Here is a 26,123-nt window from a genome sequence, read left to right as displayed (position 1 = left end):
TGCGGATTATTTACGGCCGCTGGCGGGCAGCAGTTTTTTGAGCTGGTTCATTTCGTCGCGCAGTTCGGCGGCGCGTTCGAACTCCAGGGCGCGCGCGGCCTGTTTCATTTCCTTTTCCATGTCGGCCAGCGTTGTCATCAGCTGATCCAGAGGCATTGTTTCCGGGTTCTTGCTGCGAGAAACGTTGTAGTAGCTCTTTTGCTCGGCGACCTTGCGCGATTCGATCACTTCTCGAATGGCTTTATCGACAGTGTAGGGCGTGATGCCGTGCTCGACGTTATAGGCCGTCTGAATTGCGCGGCGGCGGTCGGTTTCGCCGATGGCGCGCTCCATGGAGCCGGTCATGTTGTCGGCGTACATGATGACCTGGCCGCCCAGGTTACGCGCGGCGCGGCCGATGGTTTGGATCAGAGAGGTTTCTGAACGCAGGAAGCCTTCCTTGTCGGCGTCGAGAATGGCGACCAGCGAGACTTCGGGGAGGTCCAGGCCTTCGCGCAGCAGGTTGATGCCGACCAGCACATCGAATACGCCGAGACGCAGATCGCGCAGAATCTCCGTGCGCTGCATCGTCTGAATATCGCTGTGCAGATAAGTAACTTTGACGTTGAGGTCCAGCAGATACTCGGTCAGGTCCTCGGCCATCTTCTTGGTCAAGGTCGTGACCAGGACGCGCTGCTCGCGCTCGACCCGGGTGCGGATCTCGTTGAGCAGGTCGTCCACCTGACCCTTGGTCGGCCGGATGATGATCTCAGGGTCGACGAGACCCGTGGGACGGATAATCTGCTGGACAATCTTGGTCGAATTCTCCCGTTCGTACGCCGACGGGGTCGCGGAGACGAAGACGCACTGGTGGACTCGTTCCTGGAATTCTTCAAACCGCAGCGGGCGGTTATCGCCGGCGCTGGGCAGTCGGAAACCGTACTCGATCAATGTGTCCTTGCGCGCTTTGTCGCCGTTAAACATGGCGCGCAGCTGCGGCAGCGTTTGATGCGACTCGTCGATGACGATCATGAAATCCTTGGGGAAGTAGTCCAGCAGGGTATTGGGCGCCGTGCCGGGCGCACGGCCGTCGAACCATCGAGAGTAGTTCTCAATACCGCTGCAAAAGCCGACTTCGCGGATCATCTCCAGGTCGAAGCGAGTACGCATCTCGATCCGCTGGGCTTCGATCAGCTTTCCCTGCTGCTTGAAAAGGGCGATCCGATCGTGCATCTCGTTTTCGATGCCGACAATCGCCGCCTCCAGGCGGTCGGGGCTGGTGACGAAGTGGGAAGCCGGGAAGACCGTGACTTCGTTTTTGGTTTGCAGGACTTCGCCCGTCAGCGGGTCCACGACGACGATCTTCTCAACCTCGTCGCCGAAGAACTCCACACGGATCACGACCTCTTCATCGGCCGGCTGAAGCTCCAGGACGTCGCCGCGCACGCGGAACGTGGACCGCGTGAGGACAATGTCATTGCGCGTGAACTGCATGTCCACCAAGCGCCTCAGAATGTCATCCCGGTCATACTCCTTGCCGCGTTCGAACGAGAGGATGATCTTGGCGTACTCTTCCGGCGCGCCCAATCCATAGATGCACGAGACGGAGGCGACGATGATCACGTCGCGGCGCTCCAGCACGGCCTGTGTGGCCGAGTGGCGCAGCCGGTCGATCTCGTCGTTGACGCTGGAATCTTTCTCAATGAACGTGTCGGTCGAAGCGATATAGGCTTCCGGCTGATAGTAATCGTAATACGAGACGAAGTACTCGACGGCGTTCTCGCCGAAGAAGTCCCGGAACTCCGAGCAGAGCTGCGCGGCGAGCGTCTTATTGTGCGCGATGACCAGGGTGGGGCGCTGCACCTTCTCAATTAAGTTCGCGATGGTGAAGGTTTTTCCCGTACCGGTTGCGCCGAGAAGCGTCTGATAGCGGTCTCCCGCCTCAATACCCGCCGCGAGCTGCCGGATCGCCTCCGGCTGATCGCCTGACGGCGTATACTTCGAGATGACTTTGAACTGTCCCATGCCGAAACCTCCCCGCGCTGTTCGTCTCGCAAAATTATACCCACTCTGACCGGGATCGAACGTATGACCGGTCACAGACGCAAACACGGCGCACTTGCCGTGAGGTCAAGTACGCCGCATTCATTTTGGATTTTCAAGATTTGGAACAGCAAATATGAGAGGAAAGTTCCGACAATTGTCTTTAGTCCGGCTCGACGGAGAGATCATTCTCCACGGTCTTCCCAGGCGGCAGCGTATCGGCGGCGATATGCCCGGCGAGCGCTTTTTGTTTAGAGGATTGGACTTTGCCGCGCAGCTTTACGCCGCCGTCGCCGGCGTCCACGCGGATGGATTTGGGAAGATTGGCGTTCGCCTGAATGGCGGCGGTGACGCGCGCGCCGAGGCTGAGTTTATCCAATTGGGGTTTGGCGTTTTTCAGCGCCTTGTCGGCTTCGTGCTGCACCACGGCGGCGTTGTGCTGCGTGTCGCCGGCGACGCCGTTGATCGTGCTTTGGGAGCAGCCCGCGCCCAGAAGTGCGGCCGCGATCAGGAGAGAAAGTGAAAAGTGCGGCCGAAATGAGATCATGGAAATCGTCCTCCATGATCATCATTCCCAGAATCCCTGGCTGGATAACCCTCTTCGCCATACGAAGCGAGTAAGCTTAGGCGGCTTTCAGCGTGGTTTCGCCGATGGCGCAAGCCATGGACACTCGATTGCGGCCGTTGTGCTTGGCGTCGTAGAGCGCCGTGTCCGCCGCGACAATCAGATCTGGAGGACCAACCGTCGTCGCGGTGACCGAGGCAACGCCGAAGCTCGCCGTCACTTTTCGGTGGGTCCACTCCGCGCTTTCGATCGACATCCGGCAGCGTTCCGCGATCGCCGCCGCCCCCGGACCATCCGTATTGGGCAGGACGAGCACAAACTCTTCTCCGCCGTAGCGCGCGACCAGGTCGTGTTCCCGCACGCACTCCGAAAGAACGCGGGCGACCTGGCGCAAGACTTCGTCGCCGGCGGGATGGCCGAAGTTGTCGTTGAACTGTTTGAACTGGTCCACATCGAGAAGCACCATCGAGAGCGGCGTGAGATGGCGCTGTGAGCGCATGACTTCCTCGCGCAGCCGGTCCTGGAACGTTCGATGGTTCTTGAGCCCCGTCAGTCCGTCCGTCGTCGCCAGCATTTCGAGCTGCTGATTCGCGTGCTCAAGTTCACTCGTTTGGTAACCGAGGACGACATTGAGATCTTCGATCTGTCCGACATGCGCCTTCAATTGCCGCTCGTGCTGCTTTTGCGCGGTGATATCGCTGAAGGTCGTGACAACCGCGTACGGCTGATCCATCCCAGGCATCAGCAGCGGGGCCGCGCCGACCATCAGCCAGATGACGGAGCCGTCGCCAAACTCCACGCCCATGACGATATTATGCTGCGCTTTGCCCGTGGATAGCGCCATTCGCGCCGGATACTCTGGTTCGTCAAACTCCGCGCCGTCTTCATGCAGTGTTCGGCACTTACGATTTGATCCCGTGTGCCCAAACAGGTCCTCATCGCCGAGGTCCAAAATTTCGCCGGCGCGCTGATTATTCATCTGGAGCTGGCCATAGGCGTCGTGGACAACCAGACCTTCCTGCATGGCGCCGATGGCGGACCGGAACAGGTTCTCGCTTTCGCGAAGCTCCTCCAGCGCCGCCGTGCGCGCCGTCAGGAGGCTTTGGCGCGCTTCTTCTTCGGCGGCCTTGTTCGCGACGGCGCAGGCCCATCCGGAGACGATCTCCATCGTCCGCAAGTTGTCTTCGGAAAAGGCGTCCACCTGGAGTGAGCCGATCATAATCGCGCCCAGCAGGTCGCCGCCGCTATACAGCGGCGCCATTGCCAGCGCCCGGATATCGAGGCCCGCGCGCCATTGCTGATCGACGCGCGCGTCCTGTGACGCGTCCGGAAGGTATATCAGCGCCTTGTTCGCGCAGCACTCGCCGGTCAGCCCCTCGGAGGCGCTGACGCTTTGGTAAAGCTGACTCTCGAAAATGCCGTTGACGTAGCTGTAGTACAGCGTTCCCGAGCTGTTGGTCAGCACCACGACGCCGTCCGCATCCGTGAGGGCGCTCGCGCGATCGATGACCATCTGCATGGTTTGATCTGGATCGCCCTGGGCAGTGAGCAGGTCGTGCTGTGCGGAGACCAGCGCGGAAAAATGTTCGCGCTCAGACTGCCACTCGGCGTTATTGGGGGTTTGGGTGTGCTGTGAAGCGGACATAGCTGCCGACCGACTTTCTTCAAGGTCCAAATCTATAATCTCTATATCGGCAGATTGTCGGTCTTGCTTCAGAGTTAATATATACGGCTAAAAGAGTCGGCGGCCTTCGGCGGCGTCCCCAATCAGCCGGATCAGTCCCGCGGCGAGCGTCGCGCACACGCAAGCCCATAGAACGCCCGATCTTACGCGGCGAGGCAGCCAGCCTCGGTCGCGGATCTGGAGCGCCGCCGGCGCGCCGTCGATGGCGACCAGAATAAACGCGGCGTACGCCGCCCAGCCCATCGGGTGAAAGGCGAGCGACTGCCGCCAGTCTCCGTGGCTGAGCAGCACAAAGGCGCGCGTGAGGCCGCAGCCGGGGCAGGGGAGGCCGGTGAGCTGATAGAAGGGGCAGATGCTTGGGATATGCAAAATGCGTCCCGTCGTGTCTGGAAGCGGCAGGAGGACACTGAGGGCCAGCACCGCGCAGGCGGCGAGGCATTCCGCCTTCACGCGCTGCGTCGCCTGGGAGGCGTGACTCGCCTTCGCGGCGCCCTCCGCACTGCTGCTTCTCTCCGTGTCCACGCTCATGGCAGAGTTTAGCACATTTGGGGGCTGGGTAACTGTTGAATAGAGGAAGCGGCGCTTGTTCATGAAAGTCGATGCGCCGTGATCCAGAAATTCGAAGAATAAAGGAATGCGCTGCATATCCCTGGAAAGCAAATGAGGAAGGCGATGGGGAATTTCGAATCGCCCAAAAATATCGGTCCAGTATATCCGCTCAATCAACGAGGATTGCTGATGGAGCGTCAGTTTCCGGCGGACGCGCGTATCGTTCCGCAGGCTCGCCACGAAGCGCTCGCGCTTTGCAGCGCGTCGGGAATATCCGATGACGACTGCGCCGAGCTCGATCTGGCCCTGGGCGAGGCGCTGGCCAACGCGGTTCGCCACGGCGGGTCGGACGATCTGGTCTGTCTCGCCGTCTGGAAGTATAACGGGAATTTGATCCTCAAGGTGCATAACGGCGGCCCAGGATTCGATCCGCCCAAGCCGCCGTATCCGATGCCGATGAGCTTTTCCGCGACCAGCGGCCGCGGTCTTCCATTGATGGAGACGCTGACCGATGCGATGATTGTCTGCCGGGGCGACGCCGAAGAAGGAGGATCTTCGACGTATCTTGTAAAACACATACCGACGACTTGAACGGACGCCTTTGAGAAGCGATGTGATTTCTGCGCAATCCCGTGCGTCACGACTATTCAGAGAGGGAACACCATGCCGCAAGACAAAGAAGCCAAGCATCGATACGAACAAGCCGCCGCCGCCGCGAAGGGCGCGCGCGAGGATGAGGCTGCGGATCAAGAACTGAACGCCGCCTATCTGCAAGCAGACAGCCATACCGGCCAGCAGGGAACGCTGCCCGTAAACTCCGAAGCGCTCGAAGCGGCGGACGTCAAAGAAGCGTACAGCCTTCTGGACGACTTCACGCAGGATGAGCTTCGCCGTGTGCGCATCACGCCAGCCGGCTCGCTGCTCACCGCCGGCGACGCTTATGTCAATCTGCACGACCGTCGGCGCGGCGAGCTTCGCGCGACCGGCGAGGAGAATGTTGTTGGCGAAGGCCAGTACTTCGTGGCGAAACACGATGTCGATTTCGAGATCTGGGACAAACTGCTTTATCAGGATCGATAATCCCAAAAAGGCGCGGACAAACTGTCCGCGCCTTTTTTATGTCCACTGTGTCTGGCGTCGTCCGGCGAGCTTCGGGTAAAATCGCCTCAGCAAAGACTCAAGGAGGCGGCTGCATGTTTCCGTACCACGTACACAAATATTTGATGGGCGCCGTCGCTGGGACGCCTGACCTGTTCGACTATCTTCTGCTGGGAATGACGGATGACGAGGCCGATTTCCGCCCCGATCCCGAGCGGTTTACGCTCCGGGAAGCTATCACGCACGTCGCGGACTGGGATGAAGTCTTTTTGGGGCGCTTGAATCAGACGGTCAGCGAGGATTATCCCACGCTGGTCGGGCTCGACGAAGGCCAGGTCGCCATCGACCGTGACTACGCCCACGCCGACTGGCGCCAGCAGCTTGTTTATCTGCGCGAGCGCCGCCCCAAGATCACTGCGCTGCTGCGCGATCTGTCCGCCGAGCAGTGGGAGCGCGCCGGAAACCACACCGAAAATGGCCGCATGACGATCGCCGATCAAGCCGTCATGATCGCCGCACACGACAACTACCACATCCGCCAGATCGCCGACTTCCGCGCCGCTTACGCCGCGCAATCCAAGCGCTCAGCGGCGTTGTGAGCGGGCCCTCACCCGGCCCTTCGGGTCACCCTCTCCCAAAGGTCTGGGCGAGGGTTCAGAGTAAGATCAGGATTTTGGATCTTTGATCCAAAAGAAACTCAAAAACTCTGACTCCCCCTCTCCCAAAATTGGGAGAGGGGGCCGGGGGGTGAGGGCCCTCTTACGCATCCGCCTCGATAAATCCCGCAGGATCCTTCTCAAAGAGCGTTTGCAGCGCGAGCATCGTGCGGGTTCCCTGCACGAATCCGGTCGCCCGCAGGGCGAGCACCACGGAGCGAATGGCGTCGATGTCCGGCGCGACCACGCGGACCTGGAAATAGTCCTCGCCCGTCACGCGATAGCACTCCCGAACCCAGGCGTTGTCTTTGAGCAATTGGATGACGCTGGCTTCATCGGCGTCCGAGCAGGCCGGCATCAGCGTGATGGCGATGAAGGCGCGCACGGTCATGCCGATCTTGTCGGGATCGACGCTGAGCGTGTACGCCTGTATCACGCCGTCGGCGCGCAGGCGCTCCATGCGGTCGGCGACGGCCTGGCGGGTCATTCCGACGACTTTCGCGAGCGAAGCGGCCGACGCGCGGCTGTCCTCGCTGAGCGCTCGGAGTAACAGTTTGTCAGTTTCATCGAGGGAATAAGTTGTCATTGTGTTTTAATTGAGACTGTGAAAGCTGCGAATTGTTCGTGCGCGCGAAAAATATTTTGCAATGCGTGTTGACACGAGACGCAGCTTATGATATCATACAACATCAGCCCGTTGTTGTGCGCTGATCGGAATTTGTAAGGCGAAGACGTCTTCTCTCGCATCCCTGCATATTGCTTCGTGACCGTTTTTTGGTTTCGGCGATATCGGAGGCGCGGAGAAGGCGTCTTTTTGTTTGCTCGCTCGGGAGGTGTTTTATGTGCGGCATCGCGGGAATCCTTTATCGGACCCCGAAAGCATACTATCAGCCCGTCGGACACACGCTGCTGGCGATGGCGACCTGCCTCCAGCATCGTGGTTCGGACTCGGCCGGGATCGCGGTCTACGCAAAGGCGGAGCGTCAGGCCTGGCTTCAGGTTTCCTGGCCGGCCGGCGCCGCTCTGCCCGAGCCTCGCGAGATTTTGGCGGCGGGCGGCGGCCTGCTTTCCCAGCTTCAGCCCGAAACCGGCGGCTTCCGCGCGGTCGTCAGCGCCATGGAGCCGGACGCGGTTGGGGCGCTGACGGCGGGCTTAGAGCAGCAGTTTCCGGGCGCGACGGCGATCGCGTTTGGGAAGTCGCTTTGTATCCACAAGACGGTCGGTTTGGCCGAGAAGCTGGGAGAAGACGCCGAGGATATGACCGGGACGCATGGGATCGCGCATCTGCGATTGGCGACCGAGAGCCGCATCGACCCGGCGCACGCGCAGCCCTTCTGGGGGCGACCCTATCCCGACATCGCGGTGACGCACAACGGGCACATCACCAACTATTACAAGCTGCGCAAACGGATGGAGGCGCGCGGGTTTTCGTTCGCCAGTCAGAACGATTCCGAGATCATCGGGATGGTAATCGGCGAAAAGCTCGCGGCGGGCATGGGGCTGGAAGACGCGCTGTATGAAACACGTGAAGTGCTGGACGGCTCATTTTCGTTCTTAGTGGCGACGACCGACGGCATCGGCGTGCTGCGCGATCCCATCGCCACCAAGCCGCTGCTTTACGTGGAGACGGACGATATGGTGGCGCTGGCGTCCGAACACCAGGCGCTGCACCGGGTGATGGGGAATGGCGCGAAAGTTCGCGAGATCGTCGCGAGGGAGGTGCGTGTATGGAGTCGAGCATGACCACGACGATCATCGATTGTGAAGTGCGCACGACGCGGGAGATCAACCTGGCTCTGCGCGAAGCGGCGCTGGAGCAGACGCCGGTCGTTTTGCGCAATCCCGATTGCCGTCATAATCTGGCGGTCGGCGTCACCACGCCGCTGTCCGTACAGATCGACGGCCATGTTGGTTATTACTGCGGCGGTCTGTGCGACGGCGTCGATATCCGCGTGACCGGCGACGCCGGCTGGGGGTTGGCGGAGAACTTAATGGGGGGACGCATCGCCATTACCGGCTCCGCCGGTTCGGCGGCGGGCGCCACGATGCGCGGCGGCACGGTGATCGTCGGAGGCGACGCCGGCGCGCGCTGCGGGATCGCCATGAAGGGCGGCGCGCTGATTATCGGCGGCAGTGTCGGGGTGCTGTCCGCATTTATGATGCAGAAGGGCGTGCTGATCATCTGCGGCGACGCCGGGGAGGGGCTGGGCGACTCGCTCTACGAAGGCAAGATCTATGTGCGCGGCAAGATCGATTCGCTGGGCAGCGACGCGGTGATCGTGGAGCAGACGGCGGAGGACGCCGCGATGCTGGAATCGGCGCTCGCCGACGCCGGGATCCACGCCGCTGCGTCGGAGTTCCAAAAGATCGTATCCGGAAAGAAGCTTTATAACTTCTCCACCAAGGAGAAAGAGATCTGGAAGACCGCGCTTTAAGGCGGACCAAGGAGAAGTACGATGCCGATCGATGACGCGACCCCCTCTCATGTATGGGATCCGGCCGCCATCCACGATATTCAAGAAAAGGCTCGGCTGGGCCGCTACCGGATCCGCGCGTTCTCTACGGCGCGCCGCCTGCCGTCGCTGGAGGATCTGACGTTTCTGCCCGCCGGCCTGACGCGCGTCGCCCTGGAAGGTTACCGCGAGACCTGCTCCACCAAAGTAACGCTGGGAACGCGCTTCGCCTCCAAGCCGCTCGAATTGGAGACGCCGATCACGATCAGCGGCATGTCCTACGGCGCGCTTTCTCGGAACGCCAAAGAAGCGCTGGGACTGGCGGCCACGCGGGTCGGGACCTCCACCTGCACCGGCGACGGCGGGATGCACCCGACGGACCGCGAGTACTCCAAGACGCTGGTCTATCAATGCCTTCCCAGTCGTTACGGCTTCAATCCGCACGACCTGAAGCGGGCCGATGCGATTGAGATCGTGGTGGGGCAGGGCGCCAAGCCCGGCACGGGCGGTTTGCTGCTCGGCCAGAAGGTCAGCCCGGAGATCGCGGCGATGCGCGACCTGCCGAACGGCGTCGATCAGCGCAGCCCATGCCGCCATCCCGACTGGATGGGGCCTGAAGATCTGGCGATCAAGATCGAGGAACTGCGTGAGGCGACGAACTGGGAAAAGCCGATCTACGTGAAGCTGGGCGCCGCTCGCGTGTATGAAGATGTGAAGCTCGCCGCGAAGGCCGGCGCCGACTGCGTGATGGTGGACGGCATGGAGGGCGGCACGGCCGCGTCTCCTGATGTGCTGCTCGACCATACGGGGGTTCCGACGCTCGCGGCGATCTGCGAAGCCGTGCGCGCTTTGGAGGATCTGGATTTGGTCGGAGAAGTGCAGCTGATTGTCGCGGGCGGCATCAAGAGCGGTGTCGACGCCGCGAAGGCGATCGCGCTGGGGGCTGACGCCGTCGCGATCGGCACGGCGGCGATCATCGCGCTGAACTGCAACGCACCGCTTTATCTGGATGATTACATTGCGCTCGGAACCATGGCCGGAGCCTGCCATCACTGCCATACGGGCCGCTGCCCGGTCGGCGTGGCGACTCAGGACCCCGAGCTGATGGCGCGCCTCCCGGTGGAGGAGGCCGCCGAGCGAGCCGAGAACTTCCTGCGCGCGATGACGCTGGAGCTGCAAATGATGGCGCGCGCCTGCGGCAAATCCTATGTCAAGAACCTGGACCGCGATGACCTGCGCGCGCTGACGCTGGAATCGGCCCTCATGACGGGCCTTCCGCTCGCCGGCATGCGCCATCCCCTGACGATGGCTTCCGTGGGAGGACACTGAGCGATGTCGGTGACGACTGATGTTCTTGTGGTCGGGGGCGGCCTGATCGGCTGCTCCACGGCGTATTATCTGGCGAAGCGCGGCGTCCGCGTGACCGTGGTTGAACGCCGCGAGGCGCCGGGGCGTGAGACGACGGCGCGCTCCGGCGCCATCATTCGCGCGCACTACGGCGTTCCGGAACTGGTGACGCTCGCCTGGGAAGCCAACCAGCGCTACGCCCGATTTGCCGACGAGGTCGGGAAGCCGTGCGGCTTCGTCCGCTGCGGCTATTCGGTGCTGGTGGACAGCGAGGATGTCGAGACGCTGCGCGCCAATGTCTGCATGCATCAGGCGCTGGGGGTGCATGTGTCTCTGATCCCGCCGGATCATTTGGGCGCGCGCGCGCCCTGGCTGAAACTGCACGACGTGGCGCTTGTCGCCTGGGAGCCAAAGGGCGGTTACGCCAACCCGGCGTTGACCACCAGCTCTTACGCCGCGCAGGCCCAGGCGCTCGGCGCGGAATTTCGATTTGACAGCACGGTGACCGCCGCCGAGCGCCAGAGCGACTCGTGGCGGGTCACCCTGGAAAACGGAGATACGATCTCGGCGGCGCGCGTCGTCGTCTGCACCGGCAACTGGTCCCGCCCGGTCGGCGCGCTGTTCGGCCTGGAGCTGCCCGTCGCGCCCGTGCGCGCGCAGATCGTCGTGCTGGATCGTCCAGAAGAGGGGCGCGGCCCCATGCCCGTCGTCTCCGATCTGGTCAATCTGGCTTACTATCGCCAGGAAGAGAATGGCGGCATGTGGGCGGGATCGTCGGACATGGCCGACCTCGCCGAATTCCTGCCGGCGCCGGAGGATTACCGGGAGGCGGCGGATGCGCCCGCGATCGACGCGGCGAAGCGCAAAGCAACGCTGCGCTTTGAAGGAATGGCGAATCCCGAAGTGCAGCGGGCCTTCTGCGGTCTCTATGAGACGACCCCCGATTGGCAGCCGATCATCGATACCTTTGACGCCTCGCTGCACGCCGCCGTCGGCTTCTCTGGACACGGCTTCAAGCTCGCGCCGGTCGTCGGCGACGCCATGGCGGCCCGCGCGCTCGGCGAGGTGCCGCCGTTCGACACCTCGCTCTTCACGCTTTCTCGCTTCGCCGCGGGCCGTCCGATCAAGTCTCGCTACACTTACAAGCGCGCTCGCTTTTTACGCTGATCCGCCCGCTCACTCAAGCTCACGAATTCCGTCGATGATGACGAATATGCGAAACTCCCAGGAGAACCACCATGCTCAACATCGCCGAAACCCAGCAGCTATTCGCTGAGAAAAACATCCAGTTCTTTTTGATGTCGTTTGTCGATCTCCACGGCACGCCGCGCGCCAAACTTGTGCCGGCCGAGTGCCTGGAGGATGTCTGCGACGGCGCGGCCGGGTTCGCGGGCTTCGCCGTGGACGGCGTGGGGCAGGGGCCGCACGATCCCGACCTTTCATGCACGCCCGTCGCCGACTCTACCGTCTTCCCTCTGCCCTGGAAGCCCGGCATGGCCTGGGTCGCCGGCAACCTCAAGCTTGACGGCGAGGACTGGGCGTACTGCCCGCGCACGATCCTGAGCCGCGCGATGGCCGACGCCAAGGCGCAAGGGTTCCAGTTCAAAGTCGGCGTCGAGCCCGAGTTTTTTCTCATCGACAAGAAGACCGACGGCTCCATCGGCATTGCTGACGCCGGCGATACTCTCGCCAAGCCCTGCTACGGCCAGTTGTCCCTGCTGCGCAACGCGGATTTCCTCACCAGCGTCATTACCTATTTGAATCAGCTCGGCTACGGAGTCTACCAGAACGACCATGAGGACGCCAACGGCCAGTTCGAGATCAACTGGCGCTACGCCGATGCGCTCACCACGGCGGATCGCGTTTCTTTCTTCAAATTCGCGGTGAAGGCCCTTGCCGAGGAGCGCGGCCTGTGCGCGACGTTCATGCCCAAGCCCTTCGCCAACCTCACCGGCAACGGCTCGCACATGCATCTGTCGCTCTGGGACGCCGACGGAACGGACAATCTCTTCCTGGACAAAAGTGACCCGCTCGGCCTTTCCAGCCTCGCGCTTTCCTTCCTCGCCGGCATCCTCGACCACGCCAAAGGCCTCTGCGCGCTGACCGCCCCCTCGGTCAACTCCTACAAACGGTTTGGCGCCCGCTCTCCGCGCTCCGGCGCAACCTGGGCGCCGATCTACATCGCTTATGGCGGCAACAACCGCACCATGATGGTCCGCGTCCCCGCGCCGGGCCGCATGGAGTACCGAACCGCCGACGGTTCCTCCAACCCTTACCTCGCGAGCGCCGCCCTCCTCGCCGCCGGTCTCGACGGCGTCAAACGCGGCCTGCGCCCCGCCGATCCCCGCACCGGCAATCTCTTCCTCCTTTCCCCCAAGGAAGCGATGGCCCAGGGCATCGACCTGCTCCCCGCCAACCTCGGCGAGGCGCTGGATGAACTCGAAAAGGACGACGTCCTTTGCACGGCCCTCGGTTCGGCCTACGCCCAAACGTATTTGGAGACAAAGCGCGAAGAGTGGGACGAATACGCCGAGATGGTGGCGAAGGACGTCTCGTCCTGGGAATTGAAGCGATATTTGGGCCTGTGAGACGTCGGCATTACGGCGTTCCGGTATTCACTGACGATGTCGCGTCGTCGAACTATCCAGTCTTCAAAGGCCCGGCGGCCTTGTAAGCACTGAGGATAATGCCGGTCGGCATTGCGTTCGTGCTGACGAGCTCGAATGAGCGCGGCGGGGTTCCCTCCGCAAAGAAGCGCTTCCCCACGCCCAACAGGACCGGATAGACGACCAGCAGGACTTCGTCCGCAAGCCCCTGCTCGAGCAGTATCGATGTCAGCGTGGAGCTGCCCCAGAGGATAAGGTCCCGGCCGTCCTGCGACTTGATGCGGCAAATGTCTTCGATGATGTCCGGCCCGAGGCCCTCGGACGGGCCCCACTCAAGACTTTCCGGACGGTGGGTCGCGACATATTTTGTCGCTGCGTTGAGGCGATCCGCCATCGGGCTGCTCGGAGCCTTGGGCCAGTAGCCTGACCAGAGATCGTAGGTAAGACGGCCAAGCAGCAGGTCGAATCTCTCGCCCTGCGCGGCGAGGATTGCCTCCCGCCCTGCGGGGCTCCGATAGGGCGCCGTCCAGTCGCCGTAGGGGAGATCGTCGCCAGCGACGGGGTGCTGGATCACTCCGTCTAGCGAGATGTGTTCGATGATTTTGAGCTTCCTCATTTGAGTCTCCGCGTTCTGGGGAACGGCTGTCATGGTTTTCGGGAGGGCCGTTTGCCCTTCCTTACTCATAGTCGAACGGCGGGACCGGAATCCGACAAAGCGCCCAAGAAATTTTTCGGTGCAAAGATGTCGCTCCGATCACCTGACGATTTTGTGGACGGTTAATCACTGGCGTTGGTTTCGGCCTTGAACCTCTGTCACAAAGCGCTCCCATATCCGGTCATATGGTATAAGGCTCTTACAGCCTCCACTGACCGATGAGCTTGGGAGTGAAAAGATCATGCGTAAGAATAGCGCTTTGGACGGGGCGCAATTTGGGGATGCGGACGAAACACGCTTCGCGGCGTTCGAGCAATATCGAGGCCTGCTCTTTTCTATCGCCTATCGGATGCTCGGCAGCGTCGCTGACGCCGAAGATATGCTCCAGGAGACGTTTCTTCGCTGGCGGCTTGCGTCCGATCCGGAAATTCGTTCTCCGCGCGCGTTTCTAGTGACGATCGTCAGCCGTTTGTGCATCAATCATCTCCAATCCGCGCGCGTGCAGCGGGAGAAGTATGTGGGGCAGTGGCTGCCGGAGCCGCTCATGACCGATCCGGCGAGCGATCCCTTGGCGAGCGTCATGATCGACGAGTCGCTGTCGATGGCGTTTCTCGTGCTGCTGGAGCGTCTCACACCGGCGGAGCGCGCCGTGTTTCTGCTGCGCGAGGTCTTCGAATATGAGTATTCGGAGATTGCCGATGTGCTCGGGCAGAGCGAAACCAATTGCCGTCAAATTTTGCGGCGCGCCCGTCAGCATGTCGACGCCGAGCGGCCGCGCTTCCCGGCGTCCGCGCAAAAACAAGTCGATCTGCTCGAACGGTTCTTGCAGGCGGTCGGCGGCGGCGATTTGGACGGTCTCGTATCCGTGCTTTCCCACGATGTTGTTCTGCACACCGACGGCGGGGGCAAGGCGGCGGCCGCGCCGAACCTCATCCACGGCGCCGATCATGTCGCCCGCGCGATCCTGGGCGGCACTCGCAAATTCACGCCGGCCAACCTGGAGCCGCATATCGCCCAGATCAATGGAGAAGCCGGGATTATCCTTTATCTCGATGGCAAAGCGTATTCTGTCCTGACGATGGATTCTCAAGAGGAGCGCATTCGCTCCATCTATTTTGTGACCAACCCCGAAAAACTCACGCACTTGCCAAGCCTCCCCGCCCATTCCGTTTGACCCCTGTTGTCACAACTCACTTGCGTGCGCGGTCTTTGATAAAGAAGATCAAAAACTCGCAAGTGAGGAAGACAATGAAAGCCAAAACAATTACCTACTGGACATCCACCATCCTCGTGATGTTTGTCATGACGGTCTCCGGCCTGTTTGCCCTGCTGCATGCGCCAGCGATGATGACGAAGCTCGCGCACCTGGGGTATCCGGTTTATTTCTCCAACATTCTCGGCGTGGCGAAAGCGATCGGCGTCGTGGCCGTCCTGGCGCCGGGATACGCGCTGGTGAAGGAGTGGGCCTACACGGGCTTTGGAATCACCATTTTGAGCGCGTTCTATTCGCACTGGATGTCCGGCGATGGAATTGCCGCATTGGAGCCGATCGTGTTCTTCGCGCTGCTGATTGTGTCCTACGCAACCCGGCCCGCGAACCGCCGTCTGGAGCTCCCGTCGGCGCCGAGGTCCGTTCGAGAGACGTTGATGGGGGAGGCGCGATGAAACTGGTTATACTGGGCGCCACGGGAGGAACCGGTCAGGAGATCGTGCGGCAGGCGATCGAGCGCGGCCATGACGTGACGGCGTTTGTCCGCTCGCCGGAGAAGCTGGCGGCGTATGGGGATCGCATCACCGTCCGGAAAGGAGACTTGCTCAACAGCGCTGAGCTTGCCAAGGCGATTGAAGGACACGACGCGGTCGTGTCCGGGTTCGGGCCACGGATCCCCATCGCGAAGGAGGATGCGCATCTTCTGGAGCGCTTCGCCGCCGCGCTGACGGGCGCCATGAAACGAACTCAGGTCAAGCGCGTCGTCATCGAATCCACGGCGTTCCTCTTCAAGGACGCCATCCTGCCGCCCGCGCATCTTTTCGGCCGTTTATTCTTTCCCGGAGTGGTCGCCGACGCCACGGCGATGGAGGAGATTTTCGGCAAAAGCGAATTGGATTGGACCATTGTGCGGCCGCCGCAGCTGACCGACACCGCGTTTACAGGCAAGTATCGGGTGCGAACGGGGTATCTGCCGTTTGCCGGCTTTAAGATCTCTCGTGCGGATGTCGCCAATTGCATGGTGAAGGCCGCCGAAAGCCAGGCGTCCATTGAGAAGGTGATCGGCGTCAGCAATTGAGAATTGGCGCGTATAGTTGGGAGCTGTCAGAAGACATGGGCATTGCCCAGGACGCCGACGGACACCATGTCCGCCGGCGTTTTGTATTTTGCCGAGATAGGGCGCGATTTACTTCGCCGCCATCGGAGTGAACACGGCGTTCGCCAGCAGGCGCTGGGCGACGGCGGTGTTGGTGGCGAGGTGGTCTTTGGTGAGGGCGTCCAGCAGCTGCGGGAAGCAGTACCAGACGACCTGTCCTTTGCCGTAGGGGAGGACGACGGCGGAGGCGCCGATCAGCGTTTTCTTTTCGTTGTTGGTGTAGCCGCAGGCGACTTCCAGGCCCGGAGCGCTGAGCACTGCGCCGCCGGTACTGTCGTCATCGCCGTTGGATCGCTGTGGGTTCCAGGAGTTGTCGTAGCGCCAGTCCATCACGCAGTCCGCGGGCAGGCCGGCGAACAGCCAGTGCTTGCGCACAAAGTACCAGGAGCCGAACCAGGACGCCCCTGTGTGCTGAACCCAGTCATCCAGCGTCACAACCTTGCGGTCCGCCAGTTGATGCGCCATCCAGCGGGCGGAGCGCTCGCCGTTGGGCCAGAGCACCAGACGCGCGCCGTTGTTTTTGACTTTGTCCAGCGCGGAATCCAGAGCGCTGGGCCCTCCCTGCGGGGCGCCGTTCTTCGACGCCAGCGCGTCGAAGTCGGGATCTTTGCCTTTGGAGGCGAACACGATGACGTTCGCCGTCGCGTCGCTAGGATCATACTTCGATGGCGTGATGTGGAGCGTGTTCGTCAAAACATTGGCGATATCCTGATTTTCTTCCAGCACGGCGACTTTCGGCGCCGAGGCAAAAGAAGGCGCGGCGTCGATGACGTTGACTTTCTCGGATTGCGTCAGGGACTTCTCCGTGCTCGCGCCTGTGTCCGGCGTCAGGCTTGCTTCCACGGAAAGCATGCCGGCGGTGTCGGCGGTGAACTCAATTCCCTCGTCCAAAAGCTGTCCGTAGGTGTTGCCGCCCTCCGCGCGAACGGCTTTGGAGACTGTGGAGAGCACTGATCCGTTCGGACGCTTGACTGTGATGTTCAGCGTGTGCGGCCCCATGCGCCCAGTTTCGTTGACCAGAAAGACATCGATCAGATCGTGCTGCCCTTTGGCGAGCGCCAGGCGGCGCGGCCGTACGACCAGCATCTCGGGAACAGAAGCGCGATGGAGAATTTTGGGATCGCCTTTGAAGAAGCGATGGTTATCGACGATACCCGAGTGGTTGTCGATCGTCGTGCTTTCCCATCCGCTGATCACGAGGTAGTCGTTGGCGTTGTCGGCCCGCGCCTGCTCGATGATCTTCTGCCAGAAGAAGTAACTCTTGTCGCCGACGGTGTTGTAGTACGAGGCGTCCGTTGGGAACGCCTTGCGGAAGCCCCACTTGTCCAGGAAGTCGTGCGTGGCGTCTAACACGCGTTTGTCGTCCTGGTAGTCGTACCCCGTGGAATGGTTCTTGTCGAACGAAGCCATGAGCTGCTGGAAGTTATCGGGCGTACCCACGCCCAGCATTTCGCCCCAGGCGCTGATCGCGCCTTTGCCGTTCTCGGGCGTGCGCTGCGAGTAGTGAGTCGGATCGGTGTAGAGGTCCGACGTGTAGTTGCCGGGGCCGCCGACGCTGTGCTCGTCGCGCCACCCGCCCCAGAGGTCGGTCTTGTTGGAGTAGGTGATCGTATCGGAATAGGGAAGCATGAGCGCCTGCGCTCGGTGCGCCATGACGCCGGAGTTTAGCAGGACGATTCGGCTCGGATCGAGCGCGCGGATCTCACGCATGATGCGATAGATGCGCGGATTGGTCGAATCCACCCATCCCCCTTCGTTTTGCAGGGTAAACATGATCAGCGAAGGATGGCTGCGGTCGCGCTTCACCATCTCCAGAATCTTCTCTTCTTCGTACTTTTCGTAGAACTCGATCGGCTCGGCGTCGGGCCCGGTTCCGCTGGTGTCGATGACGCCGGGGCTGAAGCCGTCCTTGGCGTCGATGGTTACATCCTTCGTGACGCCGTAGCGGTTGCCGTAGGACGATTGTCCGGAGCCCGGTTCTTCATAACGCAGAAGCCCCATGCGGTCCTGCAAGTCCAGAACCATCGGTTTGGAGAGGTTCCGGTGTGACTGAAGCGTGTTCAGGCCCAGCGCCTTGGCCGCCGTGATCTCCCGTGTCGCCATCTCCGTGTCCGGCCACAAGCCGTTGCGCCCCCAGAAGCCCCACGAGATCGCGGAGCGCACGACGATACGCTTATCGTTGAGCGTCAGATAGGGATCGTCGATCTTCTCGACGCCGACCGCCGTGAAGAACCGAAATCCGAAATCCGTCGTCCGTCCGCTGGTCGCTGCGTTGGCTTTGCCGATTGCGGCGGTCGCCTGATAGAGCTCGGGATGATCCAGGCTCCACGGGATTGCGCCGGCGACCTGTGCGTCGGCTTCCACGCTCTTTGTCTCGCCGGCGTGAAGGCTGACAGGGACATCGCCCGACCAAACGGTCGAACCCGCGTGGCGGATTTGCAAATGCACCGGCCCATTGTAATCCTGTGAGACGCTCTTGACTTCCGCGATCAGGCGGACGCGATGAAGGTCGGGATTGTTGATCGTCGCCAGGTCGGAGACAGAAACGTCGTCGCGGACGGAAAGCGTGACGCCGCTATCCAGACCGCCGAAGCCATGAGACCCTGGGAACGTATAGTCGCCCCATTTGAAGCCATGCATGGGGAAGAAGTCGTTCCAATCGAGAAAGCCGCCGGGATTGGTGATCCGAAGCGCAATCTGCGCCGGCTTGCCCGGTTCGACGGCGTCGGTGACATCGGAATCGAACGGCAGCTCCGTCATGATGTTATAGCCGCGAAGTTTGCCGTTGCAGTAGACTTCGGTGCGCAGCCGCGCGCCGCGCACATGGACGATCAGCCGCTGGCCCGGCTTGATACGCGGTGTTTCTACCGACCGCCACCACCACGACACGCCGTTGTAACTCCCGTTCTGCACGCCCTTGTCGCCGGTCCCAATCGCCGCGACGTCGCGTGTATACGGCCGGAAGCCCATCTTTCCCCAATAATGCTCCTCCACCGTGGACGGCAGCGTGACGGGGATCCCTTGCTGACCGCCAAGCGCCGCCCATCCGCCCGTCGGCGCATTCACCGGCAGCTCCGACAGCTTGACCTCCGAAGGCAAATAAAGCTTATCGTCTTTCCACTGAGCCTGCGAGTCCGGCCAGAGCCGCCACCCCGACCCCGAAATATCTTCCGCCCGCGCCATGCGAGGAGTGGACGAACCCACTCCCAGAGCAAAGAGCAAGACTGCCGCCGAGATAATTTTCTTCATACCTTTGTCCTGATCGCACCTTTCGAACAGTCGTGTCCCACAATTCGTACAAATATACCATAGAGTATTTTAGTTGTCAATATATAAATTATATACTCTATGGTAATTAGCAGTAAGTTGTCTGGATTACCCGCGTAAAATCAGTACTGTGGCGAGAGATACGAAATGCAGGGTGAGGATGGCTGAATGTGGAATATAGTAACGTCGGTCAGGGAGCAATCGTGAATTAATTTCGACGATTGGAGCGCGCCGGTTCTTTTTATCCCGCCTCCGTGTCTATATCAACGACAGGGAACTCTGCATGGAGGCGAACGCGTTACAATAGTATCCCAGGAGCGATAGCAAGGAGTTCGGATTCGTGACGACGACCACCGAGGCTCAGAACCAACAACACGAAACACTCGTTCGCGCCCAGCGCGGCGATCGCAAGGCGTTTAGCCGGCTGATGGAGCCGTACCGGCGCGAGCTGGTGGCGTATTGCTATCGGCACGTCGGGTCGCTTGCGGAAGCGGAAGATATCGCTCAAGAAGCGTTTGTCCGGGCTTACCGGGCAATGGAAACCTTCGAAGGCCGCGCCACGCCTCGCGCCTGGCTTTATAAGATCGCGCATAATTTGTCGATCAACCACGTGCAGCGGAGGCCGTCCTGGGAATCGCTGGCCGATTCCGAGGAAGCCGGGCGGGTTGAGACGTCGATCGCCGCCGAGAGGGCGGGGCAGGGGCGCGAGGATGTTCGATTAGGATTTGTCGCGCTGATCCAGAGCTTGCCTCCGAGGCAGCGCGCCGCGCTTGTGCTGCGGGATGTGCTCGGCTGGAGCGCGGAGGAGGCGGCGCAGATCCTGGGGACCACCGTGCCCGCCGTGAAGAATGCGCTGGCGAGAGCCAGGCAGACGCTGGCGAGCCTGCCGCACGGAGACGATCCGGCGAATGTGTCGGACCTGGCCGCCCGCGATCCTGAAGCGAGGGATGTGGTGGCTCAGTGGGCGGACGCTTTTGAGAAGGGCAATACCGCCCGCATGGTCGAGCTGCTCACGGAGCCGCAGGCCCTGCAAAGTCCGAAAACGACAGTCAAAAATCCCAGGGCGACGGGCCTCGCGGCCCGCGCCGCGAGCCAGGGTAAGAACCCGGAGCGCGTGGGTAAGATAGATGAGGCGGGGGCGAGACATGGCGCGAGACAAGAACCGCCCGGCCAAGCAAAAACGCGGGGGCCGGACGACGGAGATTCGAGAGACAGACGAAAGGTACGAACGGATGCCGAGCGACAACGAGAGAAATAACCGGCGGAACAGGGGCGGCGACAGCGCGCAGCGATCGGACGCCTCCGTCCGGGCGATCAAAGTGCTGGATGAGATCCTGGAGAGCACCGATCCGCTCGACGCCAACTATCAGTATTTACTCCTGCTGCGCCACCAATTGGAGATCGACGAGCAGCAGCTCGCCGAAGCGCAGGAGATGATCCAGAAGTACGACGAAGCGTACACCAAACTCACGCAGCCCGCGAACCGGATCGCGGTCTTCCTCTCCGGCAATGAAGACGGCACCGCGAACATCGCGCTCGGCGACAACGAGTTTTACACCAATATCGATCCCAATGTCGATGCGGCCGAACTCAAGACCGGTACGCGCGTCAAGGTGAACGACGCCTACGCGATTGTCGGCGACCTCGGCCCGGCCCAGAACGGCCAGATCGTCAAGGTCAATGAGGCGCTCGAAGACGGACGCCTGCGCATTGGCGGCGATCAGCAGGGGCAGAACTCCCGCGTCGTGCTGCGCGGCGAGGGACTGAAGGAAGCCAAAATTAAGACCGGGACCGAAGTGCGCATGGAGCCGAACGGCCGTGTGGCTTTGGAGGCGTTCGCCGGCAAGGAAAACCAGGATTACTTCCTCGACCAAGTCACCGAAATCCCGTGGGATAAGATCGGCGGCCAGCAGGAGGCGATCAGCGTCATCAAGGACGCCATCGAGCTTCCGCTGCTTTATCCCGAGCTCTACGAGCGCTTCGGCAAGCGTCCGCTCAAGGGCATTCTGCTCTACGGACCTCCCGGATGCGGCAAGACGCTGATCGGCAAGGCGACGGCGTACAATATCACGCAGGAGTACAAGGAGCGCACCAAGCGGGACGTCAAAGAGTACTTCATGTACATCAACGGCCCGAAGATCCTGAACATGTGGCTCGGCGAATCCGAGCGACAGGTGCGCGAGATCTTTTCCACGGCGCGGGAAAAGGCGAAAGAGGGCTACCTCGTCTTCATCTTCATCGACGAAGCCGAAAGCATCCTGCGCACCCGCTCCTCGGGCCGCTTCACGAACATCTCCAATACGGTCGTGCCGCAGTTCTGCGCCGAGATGGACGGCTTGGTTTCCCTGGAAAACGTCGTCGTGATGCTGACGTCCAACCGCCCCGACTACATCGACCCCGCTGTCCTGCGCCCTGAGCGCATCGACCGCAAGGTCAAAGTCGTGCGCCCGGATCGTCAGAGCACCTCGGACATCCTCGGCATCTATCTGCACAAGGACCTGCCTCTAGACTGGCGTCTTGTCGATGAGAAAGGCGGCGTCGATCAGGCCCGCGAATACCTCGTCGCGCAGACGACCGAGCTGATCTGGTCAAAGACCCACGAGACGGAGTTCCTGGAAGCCTACCTGCGCAACGGCTCGGTGGACACGCTTTACTGGAAAGACCTCGTCTCCGGAGCCTTGCTCACCTCGATCGTCGAGCGAGCCAAGGATTATGCGATCAAGCGCTCGATCGAAGTCAAGAGCACCAAAGAGGGCGTCTCCTGGGAAGACATGGAGCGCGCCGTACGCACGGAGTATAAAGAAAACGAGATCTTCCCGAAGACGGACAATCTCGAAGACTGGCTCAAGCTGGTGGACTACGAACCCGACAACGTCGTGCGTCTGAACCCGATCAAGGCGAAAAAAGGCAGCCAGGTGACACGGCGGAACGTGATCTAATTACGTACGCATCTCCCAGATCCTTGTATATCGCCGTGTTGACGAAAATCCCCGGTTATGAAACCCGGGTCTGGGAGTCGCTTCGCGACTAACCGTCCGTGCCGGACGGAGGTCATTTGTGATCGATAGCTGGCATTTGCGTCCGGCACGGACGCTTAGCCGAAGGCTCCCAGACCCGGGTTTCATAACCGGGGCACACTAAGCGTAAGCTTAGGTGAAGGAATTTCTCATGCCCCTCTTCGGCATCGAAACAGAATACGGGATCGCCGTCGAAGGCAAGGGCGCCAGTGATCTCGTCGCGGAATCTCGCGCCGTTGTCCGGGCGTATCCGGGAACGGCGGCCGGGCCGTGGTATTACCGGGGCGAGGATTCGCGCAATGATATGCGCGGGTTTTATGTCGATCGGCTGTCCCAGGATCCGGAAGACGCGAAGTTCGACTCGCCGGATCATAAGCCGCTGCCCGTCGAGGAAGAGCGCGGGGATCGGATCCTGGTGAATGGCGCTCGGTTGTACAACGATCACGGTCACCCGGAGTATTCGACGCCGGAGTGCCGGACGCTGCTGGATCTGGTGACCCATGACAAGGCCGGCGAGCGGATCGTGCTGGAAGCGGCGCGCGCTCGGATGGAGCATGACGGCGTTGGTCAGATCGATATCTATAAGAACAACACGGACCATCACGGCTCGTCTTATGGCACGCACGAGAACTACCTTGTCAAGCGCGGCGTGCCGTTCAGCGATCTGCTGAGCGCTCTGCTGCCGTTCTTCGCGACGCGCATTCTGTACGCCGGCGCGGGCAAGATCGGTATCGAGCCGAATGGGAATTCGGGCGTCTATCAACTCTCGCAGCGGGCGGACTTCTTTAGCGAGGAAGCCTCGGTGGATACGCTGTATCGGCGTCCGCTCGTGAACACGCGGGACGAGCCCCACGCCGATCCGCGCGAGTGGCGGCGGCTGCACGTGATCTGCGGCGACGCCAATATGTCCGAGTTCGCGACGGCGCTCAAAGTGGGGACAACTTATCTCGTCACGAGTTTGCTCGAAGAAGGCTGGCGTGCGCCGATCCGTCTTCGAAATCCCGTGCAGGCGATCAAGAATGTGTCGCGCGATCCCACCTATCGGTGGCTGGTGGATGTGGAAGGCCAGGGGAAAACGCCGGCGGTGGATGTGCAGCGCGTCTTCCTCGCCGCCGCCAAAGAACGTTTGGCGGGGCGGGGGGCGGACACCGACTGGACGCTGCGCGCCTGGGAAGAGACATTGAATTCCCTGGAAAGCAATCCGCTGAGTTTGGACGACCGTCTCGACTGGGTCGCCAAGCGCGCGCTACTGGCGGACTATGTCGAATCCGAAGGCATCCCGTGGAGCGATGAATCCCTGGCGTCATTCGATCTTGCCTACAGCAATATCGATCCCGAAGAGGGCCTCTACTATGCGCTGGAGCAGTCCGGCGCGATGGTTCGCCTGACGGATGACGCTGCGATCGACGCTGCGCGGACCAATGCGCCCGCCGAGACCCGCGCCGCGATCCGCGGAGCGCTCGTCGAGCGCTTCTCGGAAAACATCGGCGTCGCCAGCTGGAATAAGGTCGTTCTACGCAGCGGCCAGGAATCGTGGGTCGCGGACCTGGACCCATATGTGACGCCCGAAGACGTCGCCCCGGAGCTCGCCCGCATCATCGCCGCTCCGGACTTAAACGCTTTGCTGCGGCGATATCGCGAGCAGGGCCAGAAATAACTTGCATTTTGTCCGCGCGGTTTCGGCAAGCGCCGTCGCCGCGTGGGATCGATACAGAAGGAGAACGCTATGCCGACAATGGATGACGATCGCGCCACACGCCCCGCCGGCCCCGTCGACCCGCTCCGCAAGGAAGGCGACGAAAAGGGACCGACCAAGCCCGACGTCGAACGCCCCGACCGCAGCGACCTGCTCAAGCGCATGAAGCGCGTCGACCCCGATCAAGCGCGGAAGTACCGGCAGCGCAGCGGGGAGTAGATTCACAATTTGCGCGAAGAAGCTTACAAAGAATTGCCGGCGAATGAATTCGCGCCTATAAGTACGGTCACCCGCCTTCGCGGGTTCAGACCTTTATGCCGAAGGCATTTTAAAGTGCCGTAGGCTCCGAAGTCCACGTAGGTGGACGGTCGTACTTTTAGCCGCGAATTTATTCGCCGGGCATTTTTCGACGATGCTCTTCGTGACGTATTCTCCTAGTATTGCGATAGTCTCAAGGATATAGATTCAAATGCCATTCCCAACCACCGAAGCGAGAGGATCGCTGTCGGAATTAATCACCCAGGGCATCGTCGCCGCCGACCGATTGCCGATGCCGACGCCCGTTCCGAACGTGCCGGGCTACAAAGATATCGAGACGCACGGGACGACCGTCATCGCCGTCAAGTACAAAGACGGCCTGATCAATGTCGCCGACCGCCGCGCGACCGCGGGTTATACGATCATGTATGACCAGGCCGAGAAAGTCCTGGCGCTCGACGACCATACGCTGATCTCGATTTCGGGATCGTTCGCCAAGAGTGTCGAAGTTGTGCGTTATCTGCGCCACACTTTCAAATACTTCGAGCGATCGCAGCTTCAGCCGATGTCTCAAGAAGGCAAGCTGATGGAGCTCCAGCGCGTGATCGCGAACAACATGCCGGCGGCCCTGCAAGGGATCGGCGCGTTTATCCCAGTTCTTTCGACGTTCGACACCGAGGAGAACCAGGGACGCATCTACTTCTACGACGCCATGGGCGGCCAGTTCGAGACGGCCGAGTACGGCGCGGCGGGTAGCGGTTCGGCGCCGATCCGGGGCGCGTTTGAGTACATCCTGCGCACCAAGGGACCGTTCCGCAATATGGACCGTCTCACGGCGCTCAAGGAAACGATCACGCTGCTGGAGATCGCCGCCGATCTCGACACGGCGACCGGCGGCTCGGCCAAGTTCCTGCCGGCGGCCAAATACATTACCGCCGACGGTATTCACGACTTTACGGACGATGAGATTAAGAGCGCCCTCGGCCGCGCGTAAGCGCCGTCGAAATGCGTGGGAGTAAACGATTTGCCTTCCTATAGCCCTTATGACTGGAACGAGAGTATCCAGCAGCGAAACGAATATATTGAAGACCGTCTGAAGGACGGCAGTCCGGTGGTTGCTCTGACTTACGATGCGGGCGTGCTGCTCGTTTCCGTGCGGCAGACGCAGCGCAAAGTCTATGAGATCTACGATCGCCTGATGTTCAGCGCGATCGGCAATCACAGCGATATCGAGCAGATCCGCAGTGCGGCGATCGACGTCGCGCACTCCGAAGGCTTTTCGCGCTCGCCGGACGATGTCAGCATTCAGCGGATGGTCAGTTTCCGAATCTCGCCGGCGATCAAGAAGGTCTACAGCGATCCCTTCGCGCAGCCGATCGTCTTCCGGGGCATCTTTGTCGAGCTTGGCAAGAAGGCCGAGCGCGATCAGATCGTGACCTTGTCCTATGACGGCGAGTTCTCCAGCAGCCTCGGCCACGCGGTCGTCGCCGGCTCCGCCTACGCCGAAGACCGGATGCGCGAGCATCTGACCACGGAAGTCAGCAGCGGCGTTCCCACGCTGCCTCAGGCGCTCACGGCGGCTGTCTACGCCTGGGGCGTCGGCGCCAAGCATCTGGACGCGGAGGACCGCGCGGACGCCGATTACTCCACCGAGGGCGAAGGCAAGAGTGATGTCTCCGCGTTCATCAAGGAGCGATTGGCGAAGGGCTGGGTTGTGGAAGCGGGGGTGCTGGAGCGCAACACCACGCGCGAAAGCAAATTCCGGCTGCTGAACGAAGGTGAATTGTCCGAAGTCTTATCCGCATACCAGCCCGCGTTAGTGGGCTAGGTGTGAGTCTGCGCTGAAAAGAAGCCGGCGAATTCGTTCGCCGGCTTTCTGAAATC

The 26,123-nt window shown here is 61.3% G+C and carries 24 protein-coding genes; 17 read left to right on the top strand and 7 right to left on the bottom strand.

Annotation, left to right across the window (positions count from 1 at the left end; translation table 11 throughout):
• Nucleotides 1-6: 6 nt before the first annotated feature.
• From uvrB to D5261_RS25335, 4 genes are all read right to left on the bottom strand, one after another.
• Nucleotides 7-2,004 carry an excinuclease ABC subunit UvrB gene (uvrB, locus tag D5261_RS25350; RefSeq protein ID WP_119319353.1) on the bottom strand — a complete coding sequence of 666 codons (1,998 nt, stop codon included), beginning with the start codon at nucleotides 2,002-2,004 and terminating at the stop codon, nucleotides 7-9.
• Nucleotides 2,005-2,185: 181 nt separating this feature from the next.
• The gene (locus D5261_RS25345; protein WP_119319354.1) at nucleotides 2,186-2,569 is read right to left on the bottom strand and encodes a BON domain-containing protein; all 384 of its coding nucleotides are present in this window, start codon (nucleotides 2,567-2,569) and stop codon (nucleotides 2,186-2,188) included.
• A 76-nt stretch (nucleotides 2,570-2,645) separates the two neighbouring features.
• Complete coding sequence (locus D5261_RS25340) at nucleotides 2,646-4,232, bottom strand: diguanylate cyclase (protein WP_119319355.1); 1,587 nt, start codon at nucleotides 4,230-4,232, stop codon at nucleotides 2,646-2,648.
• Nucleotides 4,233-4,319: 87 nt separating this feature from the next.
• Nucleotides 4,320-4,799, bottom strand: a complete 480-nt coding sequence (locus D5261_RS25335) for a DUF2752 domain-containing protein (RefSeq protein WP_119319699.1) — start codon at nucleotides 4,797-4,799, stop codon at nucleotides 4,320-4,322.
• 210 nt (nucleotides 4,800-5,009) lie between these two features.
• Here D5261_RS25335 and D5261_RS25330 point away from each other — a divergent pair, with 210 nt between their 5' ends.
• The 3 genes from D5261_RS25330 (at nucleotide 5,010) to D5261_RS25320 (ending at nucleotide 6,517) form a co-directional block, all read left to right on the top strand.
• Entirely contained in the window at nucleotides 5,010-5,411 is a 402-nt protein-coding gene (locus D5261_RS25330; RefSeq protein ID WP_165863895.1) for an ATP-binding protein, read from the top strand.
• A gap of 72 nt (nucleotides 5,412-5,483) precedes the next feature.
• Entirely contained in the window at nucleotides 5,484-5,900 is a 417-nt protein-coding gene (locus tag D5261_RS25325) for a hypothetical protein (protein ID WP_119319357.1), read from the top strand.
• Nucleotides 5,901-6,013: 113 nt separating this feature from the next.
• Nucleotides 6,014-6,517, top strand: a complete 504-nt coding sequence (locus D5261_RS25320; RefSeq protein WP_165863896.1) for a DinB family protein — start codon at nucleotides 6,014-6,016, stop codon at nucleotides 6,515-6,517.
• A 160-nt stretch (nucleotides 6,518-6,677) separates the two neighbouring features.
• Here the strand turns inward: D5261_RS25320 and D5261_RS25315 are convergent, their stop codons facing one another.
• On the bottom strand, nucleotides 6,678-7,160 hold the full coding sequence (locus D5261_RS25315) for an Lrp/AsnC family transcriptional regulator (RefSeq protein ID WP_119319359.1): 483 nt from the start codon (nucleotides 7,158-7,160) through the stop codon (nucleotides 6,678-6,680).
• Nucleotides 7,161-7,414: 254 nt separating this feature from the next.
• On the opposite strand from D5261_RS25315, the gene D5261_RS25310 reads away from it, so the two are divergent.
• The 5 genes from D5261_RS25310 to glnT all read left to right on the top strand — a co-directional run bounded on the left by D5261_RS25310 (nucleotide 7,415) and on the right by glnT (nucleotide 12,962).
• Nucleotides 7,415-8,317, top strand: coding sequence for a class II glutamine amidotransferase domain-containing protein (locus D5261_RS25310; protein ID WP_119319360.1), 903 nt, complete (start codon nucleotides 7,415-7,417; stop codon nucleotides 8,315-8,317).
• Nucleotides 8,314-9,009, top strand: a complete 696-nt coding sequence (locus tag D5261_RS25305) for a GltB/FmdC/FwdC-like GXGXG domain-containing protein (protein ID WP_165863897.1) — start codon at nucleotides 8,314-8,316, stop codon at nucleotides 9,007-9,009. Before D5261_RS25310 ends, D5261_RS25305 begins: the two co-directional genes overlap by 4 nt.
• 21 nt (nucleotides 9,010-9,030) lie before the next feature.
• Complete coding sequence (locus D5261_RS25300; RefSeq protein ID WP_119319362.1) at nucleotides 9,031-10,356, top strand: FMN-binding glutamate synthase family protein; 1,326 nt, start codon at nucleotides 9,031-9,033, stop codon at nucleotides 10,354-10,356.
• A 3-nt stretch (nucleotides 10,357-10,359) separates the two neighbouring features.
• Nucleotides 10,360-11,541 (top strand): NAD(P)/FAD-dependent oxidoreductase, encoded by a 1,182-nt coding sequence (locus tag D5261_RS25295; protein ID WP_119319363.1) that lies wholly within the window; start codon nucleotides 10,360-10,362, stop codon nucleotides 11,539-11,541.
• 71 nt (nucleotides 11,542-11,612) lie between these two features.
• Nucleotides 11,613-12,962 (top strand): type III glutamate--ammonia ligase, encoded by a 1,350-nt coding sequence (gene glnT, locus D5261_RS25290; RefSeq protein WP_119319364.1) that lies wholly within the window; start codon nucleotides 11,613-11,615, stop codon nucleotides 12,960-12,962.
• Nucleotides 12,963-13,014: 52 nt separating this feature from the next.
• On the opposite strand, the gene D5261_RS25285 is transcribed toward glnT, so the two are convergent.
• Entirely contained in the window at nucleotides 13,015-13,596 is a 582-nt protein-coding gene (locus tag D5261_RS25285) for a dihydrofolate reductase family protein (protein ID WP_119319700.1), read from the bottom strand.
• A 280-nt stretch (nucleotides 13,597-13,876) separates the two neighbouring features.
• Between D5261_RS25285 and D5261_RS25280 the strand changes: the two genes are divergently transcribed.
• From D5261_RS25280 to D5261_RS25270, 3 genes are all read left to right on the top strand, one after another.
• A complete protein-coding gene (locus D5261_RS25280) occupies nucleotides 13,877-14,809 on the top strand; it encodes an RNA polymerase sigma-70 factor (RefSeq protein ID WP_119319365.1) in 933 nt (310 codons plus the stop codon).
• A 74-nt stretch (nucleotides 14,810-14,883) separates the two neighbouring features.
• On the top strand, nucleotides 14,884-15,300 hold the full coding sequence (locus tag D5261_RS25275) for a DoxX family protein (protein ID WP_119319366.1): 417 nt from the start codon (nucleotides 14,884-14,886) through the stop codon (nucleotides 15,298-15,300).
• Nucleotides 15,297-15,923 carry an NAD(P)-dependent oxidoreductase gene (locus D5261_RS25270; protein WP_119319367.1) on the top strand — a complete coding sequence of 209 codons (627 nt, stop codon included), beginning with the start codon at nucleotides 15,297-15,299 and terminating at the stop codon, nucleotides 15,921-15,923. Before D5261_RS25275 ends, D5261_RS25270 begins: the two co-directional genes overlap by 4 nt.
• 108 nt (nucleotides 15,924-16,031) lie before the next feature.
• On the opposite strand, the gene D5261_RS25265 is transcribed toward D5261_RS25270, so the two are convergent.
• Nucleotides 16,032-19,250, bottom strand: coding sequence for a glycoside hydrolase family 2 TIM barrel-domain containing protein (locus D5261_RS25265; RefSeq protein ID WP_119319368.1), 3,219 nt, complete (start codon nucleotides 19,248-19,250; stop codon nucleotides 16,032-16,034).
• Nucleotides 19,251-19,608: 358 nt separating this feature from the next.
• Here D5261_RS25265 and D5261_RS25260 point away from each other — a divergent pair, with 358 nt between their 5' ends.
• The 6 genes from D5261_RS25260 to D5261_RS25235 all read left to right on the top strand — a co-directional run bounded on the left by D5261_RS25260 (nucleotide 19,609) and on the right by D5261_RS25235 (nucleotide 26,067).
• A complete protein-coding gene (locus D5261_RS25260; protein ID WP_119319369.1) occupies nucleotides 19,609-20,526 on the top strand; it encodes a sigma-70 family RNA polymerase sigma factor in 918 nt (305 codons plus the stop codon).
• Nucleotides 20,501-22,207 carry an AAA family ATPase gene (locus D5261_RS25255; RefSeq protein WP_119319370.1) on the top strand — a complete coding sequence of 569 codons (1,707 nt, stop codon included), beginning with the start codon at nucleotides 20,501-20,503 and terminating at the stop codon, nucleotides 22,205-22,207. The genes D5261_RS25260 and D5261_RS25255 overlap by 26 nt, the downstream gene beginning before the upstream one ends.
• Before the next feature lie 229 nt (nucleotides 22,208-22,436).
• The gene (locus tag D5261_RS25250; protein WP_119319371.1) at nucleotides 22,437-23,942 is read left to right on the top strand and encodes a proteasome accessory factor PafA2 family protein; all 1,506 of its coding nucleotides are present in this window, start codon (nucleotides 22,437-22,439) and stop codon (nucleotides 23,940-23,942) included.
• 69 nt (nucleotides 23,943-24,011) lie between these two features.
• The gene (locus D5261_RS25245) at nucleotides 24,012-24,200 is read left to right on the top strand and encodes a ubiquitin-like protein UBact (RefSeq protein ID WP_119319372.1); all 189 of its coding nucleotides are present in this window, start codon (nucleotides 24,012-24,014) and stop codon (nucleotides 24,198-24,200) included.
• Between the two features lie 250 nt (nucleotides 24,201-24,450).
• Nucleotides 24,451-25,233, top strand: a complete 783-nt coding sequence (locus D5261_RS25240) for a proteasome subunit alpha (protein ID WP_119319373.1) — start codon at nucleotides 24,451-24,453, stop codon at nucleotides 25,231-25,233.
• 30 nt (nucleotides 25,234-25,263) lie between these two features.
• Nucleotides 25,264-26,067, top strand: a complete 804-nt coding sequence (locus D5261_RS25235) for an Ntn hydrolase family protein (RefSeq protein ID WP_165863898.1) — start codon at nucleotides 25,264-25,266, stop codon at nucleotides 26,065-26,067.
• Nucleotides 26,068-26,123 lie beyond the last annotated feature (56 nt).

This window comes from Capsulimonas corticalis, from assembly GCF_003574315.2.
In the GTDB taxonomy this organism is placed as follows: domain Bacteria; phylum Armatimonadota; class Armatimonadia; order Armatimonadales; family Capsulimonadaceae; genus Capsulimonas; species Capsulimonas corticalis.
The sequence above is the reverse complement of the archived record's forward strand: the minus strand, read 5'-3'. Positions and strand labels throughout refer to the sequence as shown.